Consider the following 3,088-nt stretch of genomic DNA (forward strand, 5'->3'; position numbering starts at 1 on the left):
TGCCCAACTGGCAGAAGCCATAGAAACCCTTCGCAAAAGCGAAGAAAAATATCGTGAAATTGTTGAAAACATAAGTGATGTAGTGCATACTTCTGATTACAAAGGTTACTTTACCTATATCAATCCTGCCTGCAAAAAACTAACTGGTTACACTCAAGATGAACTTATAGGAAAACATTTTTCAGAGCTGGTTGCTCCAGAGTGGAAAGAGCGTGTGGCGGAGTTCTATCTAAATCAATTTAAAAATAAAGTAGATGAAACCATATTTTCCTTTCCCATTCTTACCAAATCAAGAGAACTAAAATGGGTAGAACAAACGGTGATGCAGTTAAGAGAAGGAAATAGGATAACCGGGCATAAATCTATTCTGAGAGATATTACGGAACGCAAAGCTGCTGAACAAAAACTTAAAGAAAGCGAAGGGCAATTACAAACTATATTTAACGAGGCTCCAGATGCTTTGATTCTAATAAATGACGAAGGAATCATCATGAGATGGAATCCGCAAGCCGAAAAAATATTTGGATGGACAATTATAGAAGCCTTAGGCAAAAAAATGCATGAATTAATTATGCCAAAACAACATCGAGAAAATCATTTAAAAGGGCTTCAACATTTTATAGACACCGGCGAAGGACCCATCCTTAATAAAACATTTGAAACCACAGCAATTAACAAACAAAATATTGAGTTTGATATTGAGCTGACCGTATCACAAGCTACCATATTAGGCAAATACATTTTCATTGCTTTTGTTAAAGACATTTCAATAAGCAAAAAACTGGAGGACGAGAGAATAGAAGCCGATAAATTAGTGCGTCTTAACGAATTAAAATTGAAATTGATATTAGAGAATATTGGTGAGGGCATTATTGTTACTGACAGCCAAAAAAGAATTGTTTTATCCAATCATATGGCGGAAGAAATTATAGGGATTAAACAAGACTCCTCAGCCCCCACTACTCTGGATTGGTCAACTAAATATAATTTATATTATCCTGACGAAAAAACCGTTTTTCCTGCCCAAAATCTTCCTCTAGACAAAGCTTTAAAAGGAGAGTCAACTGATGACGTTGAAATAATAATTGAAGATTCAGAGACTAAAACTAAAAAACGGGTTGTCATTAGCGGCAGACCAATAATCGATGAAAACAATTATGTTATAGCAGCAGTTGCTAACATAAAAGACATCACCTATTACAAAGAACTGGAAGTAGCCCTTGAAGAAAGTGAGCAGAAATACCGAAAATTAATTGGTTTTAAAAAGGGATAAAAAATAAAGCGTCGGTTAATACATTTGTCCTTTAAAGCCAATTAGTTAAAAGTATACAGTCTTTTGAACCTTAAACAATTAAAAAAGGCTGCGTTGCAGTTACCGTGTGGACACAAGTATAAATAATGACACCGCTTAAGCGAATTTACACTCATTTTACAGGTCAATATGTAAAAAAGTTAAACACGAATTTCACGAATTTCCACGAATTGATTAGTGGAAATTAGTGAAATTCGTGTTTAAATATTCTGGCCAATATTTGTGTCCAGACGGTAGGCCTTGCAGTCCTTTTTGTAAATTATCTCTATCTAAAACACAAACTCTAAAGTGGTATAAATATATCTTGGATCAGACGGTATAATACCTGGACCAGGATAACCAGTTGCTCTTCTGGTAAAGTAACTTTTATCCGTCAAATTATTGATTCCCGCTTCGAGTTTCCATTTCCACCATTTATACGACATCGATAAATCGACTACATAATAAGATGGAATTTGGCCGAAAATTCCATAAACACCATCGTTTACATTTGTAGGATTATTTGAAGCATCTGTAAACTGACTGGATAAATACGTAAACTGTAAACTCGTCATAAAGTTTTTATAGCCCAAACCCGTTCCTGTTTTAATGTTATATAGCGGAACGAATTCTACCTTTTTCCCTTTAATATTAGGAACATCCGATTTTAAATATTTAGAATCTGTGAAGGCAACATTTGAATATAGTTTCCATATAAAATCAACTTTATCTTGGAAAAATGTCTTCTGAATATTCCAATCTACCAAAGCTTCAAAACCATAGGTTAATGCTGTCCCAATATTAGAACGATATCTCACAATTGCAGGAATTGCTTTTGGATACTCTCCTATTTTATCATCATAATACAATCCGTAAACACTTGCGTCAAAGGTTAATTTATCATCAATTCTTCCTCGGATACCTATGTCTGAAGTATACCCTTTTTCATCCTTGATATTTTCATCAATGATATTACTCGGACTCACTGTACGAATATCGTTAAAGGTAACCGAACGGTAATTTTGAGATAGATTTCCATAAATTTCGGTATCTTTAAAAGGCTTGTAACTCATCCCTAATCCAAACAAAAAGAAATCACGATTTACAGATCTGTCTTCGAATTTTGTTTCATCTAAAATCACCCCAGTTTGATTTGAAACTATGTTCCTATAATATCCATTGGCCTGCGTTCTTATGTTTTCATAACGAAAACCAGGAGTAAGAGAGAAACCGGGTGTTAGTTTGAAGATGTTTTCACCAAAAATGGCCACATTTAAATTCGGAAAACTAAAATCCGACTGGCTTTTATAATTTGGAAATTCATCCGTTGCCAAGTTAAAATCAGCATCTGCACCTGAACTTCCCGGACCTTGAATACTGGAGTTTTTTGATTGGTAATATTTGGCTCCAATTAAAAACGCACTGCTGTTTTCTTTAATGGAATAGCGTTTCAAATAGCGCGCTTCAGCACCCCAATTAACAAAATCACCAACAATCAAATCTCTTTCAGCACCAGGAACATCTTGAGTATTGACACGATTTTCTCTAAAACCAACGGCTTTTCTGCTGGCATCTAATCCAAATAACTGCAATGAAAAATCAGCATCGTGGTCAAATTTATGTTTTAGGCGTAAAGCAAATAAATTCCAGTTTACGTCAAACCAGTTTCGGGTGCGATTGCTTTGCTTTGGATTTTCCAAAAACATAACATCGGTTAATCCACCAGCCTGATGGGCTAAATAGTTGAAATGGGTGTAGTCAAAATGCACAGATGTTTTGTCCGTGAACTGGTAATTC

Annotated in this window: 2 protein-coding genes; one reads left to right on the forward strand and one right to left on the reverse strand. The window is 35.0% G+C overall.

Translation table 11 applies throughout. The features are described from left to right. Positions 1-1,273: PAS domain S-box protein (locus ACH2BP_RS11275; RefSeq protein WP_395059942.1), on the forward strand; the 1,273-nt coding region annotated here is incomplete at its 5' end. 308 nt (positions 1,274-1,581) lie between these two features. Here ACH2BP_RS11275 and ACH2BP_RS11280 read toward each other — a convergent pair. Continuing rightward, positions 1,582-3,088, reverse strand: a 1,507-nt coding sequence (locus ACH2BP_RS11280) for a TonB-dependent receptor family protein (RefSeq protein ID WP_395059944.1), incomplete at its 5' end; no start/stop codon positions are given.

This window comes from Flavobacterium sp. (genome assembly GCF_043756175.1).
In the GTDB taxonomy this organism is placed as follows: Bacteria; Bacteroidota; Bacteroidia; order Flavobacteriales; family Flavobacteriaceae; genus Flavobacterium.